Here is a 5,756-nt window from a genome sequence, read left to right on the forward strand (position 1 = left end):
CGACATCGTCTCGCTGGCCTCGCTGCAGGATCCCCGCCGCGCATTCGTCACCGGCGACGACCCGGTGGAGCCACCCGCGCACCCGCCTATCCGGTCCCAGCATGTTCAATCGGCATGACGATGTCGTGCGCAGGTTCGCCGAGGCCTGCCGGCTAGGAGACATCGCCGCGCTCGGGGCGGCCCTGGACGCTGACGCGATCGCGGTGTGCGACGGCGGCGGGCTGCTGCCCGCCGCAATGAGCCCCATTCACGGCGCGGAAGACGTTGCCCAGATGGCCGCGGTCCTGCTGTCCGGGCAACCGGACGCCGAGCTGACCATCGAGGCCGTCAACGGCCGTGCCGGGCTGGCCCTGCGCCGCTCCGGCCAGGCTATCGCGGTGGTCGGCATCAAGACGGCCGACGCCAGGGTCGCCGTCCTCTGGATTGTGCTTAACCCGGCCAAGCTGAGCGGCTGGCACCGCCGTTGATCGTGGTCAGGGTCGCACCGTGCAGGGCCTTCCCGTACGTCGGGTAGGAGCCGGTGACGACTAGGAGTTGCCCGGCGGCGAGGATGATCGCCACGGTGACCACGGCGAGCCAGGCCAGCCGGTCGGTCAGCAGCCGGCCCGCCGATCGGGAGCCGTGGACGGCGGCGGCGACCACGCCGGTGCCGCGCGCGGCCCGCAGCGCGTTGGCGGCGCGGACGAACCGCAGGAAGGGTACGGCGAGGAAGATCGCCTGCCACCAGTTGCGCTTCCAGAACTCGCGGGCGCGGCGGCGGGCCAGCCAGGCACGCAGCGCGAACTCGGCGACGAAGGCCGCCCACAGCGCCCGGCTGGCGGCGGTCAGCACGCCGGTGAGTGGCTGGTCGCGGGTGACGGCTTGGCCGAGCACCAGCAGCAAGAACAGGATGCCGAGTACGCCCATCGGCTTGTCCAGCCGACGGGCAGGACCGTTGAGCCGGTCGTCCTCCTTCTCCTGCCGTGCCAGGCGCGCCCCCTCCTCGCGGGGCGCTTGGTCGGTCATGGTTCTGCCCCGGGGGTCACGCCGGTCCGAGTGCTTCGGATCGACTCGGCATGTGCAACCGGTACCCGCTGCCGTCCCCGTCATACCGCCGTGTCCGGCGGTGTGTGTCGGTGCCTTCGGGTAGGGATCGGGGAACCATGAGAGAGGATTCCCTGATGCCGAGCACCAGATGCTGATGCGGTAGATGTACCCGAAGTCGATCAACATGGACCGCGCGAAGCTGGCGGCGGCGATCGACGCCCTCAACGACTGCGCCCAGGCCTGCACCGCGTGCGCGGACGCCTGCCTCTCAGCGAGGACATGGTCGCCGAGCTGACCAAATGCGTACGGACGAACCTGGACTGCGCACCCGTCAGGGTGCCGGCACCGCTCGTGCGCTTACCGCTTGGTCTCGTGCTTGGCCATCTGGGGCCGCTCGCCCTTGCCGACCTTGCGCAGCGCGTCGCGCAGCTGCTCCTCAGTCATCTTGGAGTTGCCCTCGATGCCCGCGTCGTGGGCCTGCTGGCGAAGATCGTGCAGCCGTTCCCGGTCACTATGTCGGCCTCCCCGTGTGTGCGATGGCGCGGGCGGCTCCGCGCGCCACTGTTCCCCCGTCGCCTTCCCGGCGACGGGGGGCGCAAACGGCGTCAGCTAGCACCTCGTCCCGGGAGCTTGCCGGCGTCGCGGGTGATGACGCTGAAGTGGCCCTCGGACTCCATCCGGACCTCCTTGACGTCGTCCAGACGCTCGACGCCCTGCTCGGGCCGCCGCCTTTCGATCGGGTGTTTCCCTCTACACGAGGCGGGCATGCACCTTGTTGCCCACCTGGGGAGGGCATGAGTTCCTGCGGGGCGGCTGCCGCGCCGGGCGTTCCGTTCCGCCGGCATCACCAGGAGAGAGGCGTTGTCATGCCCGACAAGCACGAGCAGGCCGAGCAGATGCGCGACGACGTGCCGTCGACCATCGCCCGCTCCGACGACAAGGCGGTACGGACCTACAAGAAGACGCTTGAGTCGGCGGAGGAGTCCTACGGCGACGGCGAGCGCGCCCACCGCACCGCGTTCGCCTCCCTGAAGCACACCCATGAAAAGGTCGGGGACCACTGGGAGCCCAAGGAGCACAAGGGCCCATCGGACCCGCAGGCCGAGCAGGGGACGCCAGAGTCGGCGCGTGGACGGCGGGACACCGCCCAGGGGGTCGACGCGAACGCCAGCAAGGAACACCTCGACGACGTCGCACACCGGGTCGGCATCGACGACCCGGAGAACCTGAACAAGGGCGACGAGGTCGGCGCGATCGAGAAGGCCAACGCCCGGGCCACCGCGCGGGCCCGGAAGCGGTAGCGCCGAAAGATGCCGGGATCAGGTGACGGTGGTTGCGGCACGGGCGACGAGCTCGGCGAAGACCGACGGGTCGTCAACGTCCACGACGGGGAAGCCGGCACCGGGCTCGCCTTCCCAGTGCATCGTGATGCCCGGGTTGTGAACCTGGTGTCCGCCGGCGAAGAACAGGTGGGGACTGCCCCGCACGTCGTCGCGGTGCCGCTGGTAGTCCCGCATCATCGTGCCCCGGGCCTGCCCGGTGTCGAGGGCGTCGGCGAGGCGACTGCTGTCGACGCTGCGGCAGCGTCGGCGATGTCAAGAATCTCGTGGCGGAGGGAGATGCACCGGCTGTCGCGGAAGAACGCCATCCGTAGCGCGAGATCGATCTCCTCGGCGGCGGCGGCAGACTGTTCCTTGGCGGCGTGGACGGCCCTCGTTGGGCAGCAGGGTGGTGACCGGCCAGGTGGATGACGATGCTGCCGAGGGCGACGTCCGGTTTGACCGATGAGCGCGGCGGCCACACGTGAGAACGGTGCCGCTTTTTAAGAGTTTGAGGAGGGTCTTGATCCTCGTACCTCCGCATGGTGGTCGCCGGAACGGGAAGGTCAGGGCCGCCAGCGGGACTGACCGAGGAGGATGCGCCATGACGGACACACGGGGCACCGGGTCTGGTAGCGCCGGGCCGCCGGGCCGCGGCGGCTTCGCAGTCGTGGAGATGTTCACCTCCCAGGGCTGCAACAGTTGCCCTCCGGCCGAGGACGTGTTGTCCGAGATCGACCGCGACGCCCGGGATCGGGGCGAGCCTGTCTACGCGCTCGGGTTCCACGTCGACTACTGGGACCACCTGGGCTGGGCCGACCCGTTCGGCGCCGAGGCGCACACCCTGCGTCAGGAGGCGTACGCGCGGGCGCTCGGCTCCCGGGGGCTGTACACCCCCCAGATGATCGTCAACGGCGTCGTTGAGTTCGTCGGATCCGACCGCCGGCAGGCTTCGTCTGCGATCAGCTCCGCCCTTTCGGAGGCGGCGGATACCACGCCGCTCGCGCTGTCCTTGCAGGATGCTCCCGAGGGCACGGGCGATGGACGCCGGGTCGTGGTGGAGTACCAGGCCGGGCGACTGCCACAGCCGGCGGCGTTCAACGTGGCGGTCGTGGAACGTGGCTTGGAGAACGAGGTACCCCGAGGCGAGAACGCCGGGCGGCGGCTTCGGCAGGACGGCGTGGTGCGCGCCTTCACGTCGATTCCAATGAACGTGGAGCGCGGGCGGGTCGACCTCGAGATGCCGCCAACTCTCGATCCTCGAAAGGCCTCGGTGGTCGGCTATGTCCAGAACGACGGCGACAAGGCCATTGTCGGGGCTGCGTCCGTCGATGTGGCGGCGCGACGACGGAGGTGACCTTGCTTTCGAGAGCCCGGATGGGAGGGCGAAGCGATGGCTGACACGACTGAGATGGCGGTTCTGGCCGGCGGTTGTTTTTGGGGGATGCAGGACCTTATCCGGAAACGCCCTGGCGTGCTCGCCACCAGGGTGGGATATACGGGCGGGGATGTGCCGAACGCGACGTACTACAACCATGGTTCCCATGCCGAGGCGATCGAGATCGCCTTCGACCCTGCCGAGGTGTCCTACCGGGACATCCTTGAGTTCTTCTTCCAGGTTCACGACCCGACCACGAAGGATCGCCAGGGCAACGACGTGGGAGTCAGCTACCGGTCGGCCATCTTCTACAAGGACGACCAGCAGCGGCAGGTCGCGGAGGACACGATTGCCGACGTCGACGCGTCGGGCCTGTGGCCGGGCAAGGTGGTCACCGAAGTTAGTCCTGCCGGCCCGTTTTGGGAGGCCGAGCCGGAACACCAGGACTACCTGGAGCGGAACCCCGGCGGATACACCTGCCACTTCGTTCGGCCGGACTGGAAGCTGCCCCGCCGAGGGGGGAACGCCGCGTAGTGGCCCCGGTCGTGCGGCCGGCTTACTTCCAGGTACCAGGAGCGATGTACGTATCGGTCTTCCTCAAGTAGGGCACGGCTCGCGTCCACTCACTGAGGATCTTGGCGAACTCGTCATCGTCAGTAGCCCAGACCACGCCCGGCTCGACGGGGCTGGAGTCCCAGAGCGACTCGACCGCCACCAAGCTGAGCTGCTCGCGGACGTCGACGTTGAGACCGCTACTACCGACCCGCACGAGGGGGTCAATTTTCACCCGTCGCGTCGCCTGGGGTTCAAGTTCAGCCGCCGTTGACGATCAGGAGAAGTGCGTCTTCGGCCGGGTGAGTCGCTCCCCGTCGATGATCAGGTCGACCGTCTCGTTGTGGAAGGCGATCAGCCAGGCGATCGGCAGGAGCGCGGCGGTGGGGAAGCTGTACGACCAGGCCAGGTCCGGGTGGACCGTGCCGTCGACGCGCACGGACCAGTAGCGGCTGGTCCGGCCCTTGTACGGGCAGGAGGTCGTCGTCTCTGACGGCACGAGGTGCCCGAAGGCCACCTCGGTCCGGTTGAGGTAGTAGCGGGTCGGCAGACCGGTCTCGAAGACCAGCACCGGCGACGCCGATTCGGCCAGTACGGCCCCGTCGAGTTCCACCCGTACGCGTCGGGTGGACCGCATTGCGTCCACCCGGGCATACGGATTCCGGGGGTGCACGAAGACCTCCTCGTCCTCCTCGAACCAGCTGTCCATGGCGGCCCACTCGAACCGGACGGTGTCGGCCAACCCGGGCAGCGCGTCGTCTCCGTACCACCGAGCGGACGAAGGACGAGTCGTCTCGCCGACCCGCAGCCCATGCACCCGCCCGGTCCCACACCGGACCCGCTCCGTGCGGTGCTCGTCGACCGAGCGGTAGCCGGCCACCACGGCACAGACCGTTGCGGTGACCACGACCGCCAGCCGGTGCCGCACCCCGCGACGGGCCCGAGGATCCGGCAGACCCGCCAGTGCCGCAGTCAGCCCAGCGACGGTTTCGGGCACGGTGACCGCCGGCGCGCCGGACAAGGACGAGATCAGCGATGATGGCAGGGCGGGCATGACTCACTTCGGACGATCAATAAGGCGTAGGAACCTCGATGATCATCTGAACGGTCATGCCCGCCCTGCTACCACCAGCAAGGGCGCGTCTACACCAACCACATCAAGCCGGGCACTCCGCGACTTTGCCGGGGCCCTGGGGCGCGTCCCACCTGACCGTTGACATGACCCTCACGGTGCATCGCGAGGCCGTCACGGTCCGCGGCAGACGCGCGCATCGCGGCTAGATCCGGATCGCCCAGGGGAGAACTGGCCTTCCCTATGAGGACTGGGTGGTGCGATCAGGTGGTGTCGAAACCCGCCGCCGAACCGGCGCCCGTAGCTGGGTGCGGGTGGTCAGCCGGGCGCGAAACGGTCTGGTGGCGCTGGCCGGAGCGCCCTCCCGTCCCTGATGCGAGACGGGAGGGCGCGGCCAGCCGGGTCAGCG

Annotated in this window: 8 protein-coding genes; 4 read left to right on the forward strand and 4 right to left on the reverse strand. The window is 69.1% G+C overall.

Annotated features, from left to right (window positions below):
- Positions 1–125: 125 nt before the first annotated feature.
- On the forward strand, positions 126–467 hold the full coding sequence (locus tag ACWD6N_RS37110; RefSeq protein WP_450006666.1) for a siderophore-interacting protein: 342 nt from the start codon (positions 126–128) through the stop codon (positions 465–467).
- Here ACWD6N_RS37110 and ACWD6N_RS37115 read toward each other — a convergent pair.
- On the reverse strand, positions 430–1,005 hold the full coding sequence (locus ACWD6N_RS37115; protein WP_450006668.1) for a hypothetical protein: 576 nt from the start codon (positions 1,003–1,005) through the stop codon (positions 430–432). The genes ACWD6N_RS37110 and ACWD6N_RS37115 overlap by 38 nt on opposite strands.
- Positions 1,006–1,892: 887 nt before the next feature.
- On the opposite strand from ACWD6N_RS37115, the gene ACWD6N_RS37120 reads away from it, so the two are divergent.
- Positions 1,893–2,327 (forward strand): ChaB family protein, encoded by a 435-nt coding sequence (locus ACWD6N_RS37120; RefSeq protein WP_354968372.1) that lies wholly within the window; start codon positions 1,893–1,895, stop codon positions 2,325–2,327.
- A gap of 18 nt (positions 2,328–2,345) precedes the next feature.
- Here ACWD6N_RS37120 and ACWD6N_RS37125 read toward each other — a convergent pair whose 3' ends face one another.
- Complete coding sequence (locus tag ACWD6N_RS37125; protein WP_354968371.1) at positions 2,346–2,543, reverse strand: hypothetical protein; 198 nt, start codon at positions 2,541–2,543, stop codon at positions 2,346–2,348.
- A 478-nt stretch (positions 2,544–3,021) separates the two neighbouring features.
- On the opposite strand from ACWD6N_RS37125, the gene ACWD6N_RS37130 reads away from it, so the two are divergent.
- Both ACWD6N_RS37130 and msrA read left to right on the forward strand, forming a co-directional pair.
- Positions 3,022–3,702 carry a DUF1223 domain-containing protein gene (locus ACWD6N_RS37130; RefSeq protein ID WP_354968384.1) on the forward strand — a complete coding sequence of 227 codons (681 nt, stop codon included), beginning with the start codon at positions 3,022–3,024 and terminating at the stop codon, positions 3,700–3,702.
- Between the two features lie 36 nt (positions 3,703–3,738).
- On the forward strand, positions 3,739–4,257 hold the full coding sequence (msrA, locus tag ACWD6N_RS37135) for a peptide-methionine (S)-S-oxide reductase MsrA (RefSeq protein ID WP_450006670.1): 519 nt from the start codon (positions 3,739–3,741) through the stop codon (positions 4,255–4,257).
- Between the two features lie 22 nt (positions 4,258–4,279).
- Here msrA and ACWD6N_RS37140 read toward each other — a convergent pair whose 3' ends face one another.
- Both ACWD6N_RS37140 and ACWD6N_RS37145 read right to left on the reverse strand, forming a co-directional pair.
- Complete coding sequence (locus ACWD6N_RS37140; protein ID WP_450006672.1) at positions 4,280–4,510, reverse strand: hypothetical protein; 231 nt, start codon at positions 4,508–4,510, stop codon at positions 4,280–4,282.
- A 42-nt stretch (positions 4,511–4,552) separates the two neighbouring features.
- Entirely contained in the window at positions 4,553–5,329 is a 777-nt protein-coding gene (locus ACWD6N_RS37145) for a DUF427 domain-containing protein (RefSeq protein ID WP_450006673.1), read from the reverse strand.
- Positions 5,330–5,756: the final 427 nt, after the last annotated feature.

The sequence above is a fragment of the Micromonospora sp. NPDC005163 genome, from assembly GCF_053599835.1.

What these genes read in the sequence shown, in the direction of transcription:
- ACWD6N_RS37115 (WP_450006668.1), bottom strand. Translation starts at nt 1,005, where the DNA reads ATGACCGACCAAGCGCCCCGCGAGGAGGGGGCGCGCCTGGCACGGCAG.
- ACWD6N_RS37120 (WP_354968372.1), top strand. Translation starts at nt 1,893, where the DNA reads ATGCCCGACAAGCACGAGCAGGCCGAGCAGATGCGCGACGACGTGCCG.
- ACWD6N_RS37125 (WP_354968371.1), bottom strand. Translation starts at nt 2,543, where the DNA reads ATGCGGGACTACCAGCGGCACCGCGACGACGTGCGGGGCAGTCCCCAC.
- ACWD6N_RS37130 (WP_354968384.1), top strand. Translation starts at nt 3,022, where the DNA reads ATGTTCACCTCCCAGGGCTGCAACAGTTGCCCTCCGGCCGAGGACGTG.
- msrA (WP_450006670.1), top strand. Translation starts at nt 3,739, where the DNA reads ATGGCTGACACGACTGAGATGGCGGTTCTGGCCGGCGGTTGTTTTTGG.
- ACWD6N_RS37145 (WP_450006673.1), bottom strand. Translation starts at nt 5,329, where the DNA reads ATGCCCGCCCTGCCATCATCGCTGATCTCGTCCTTGTCCGGCGCGCCG.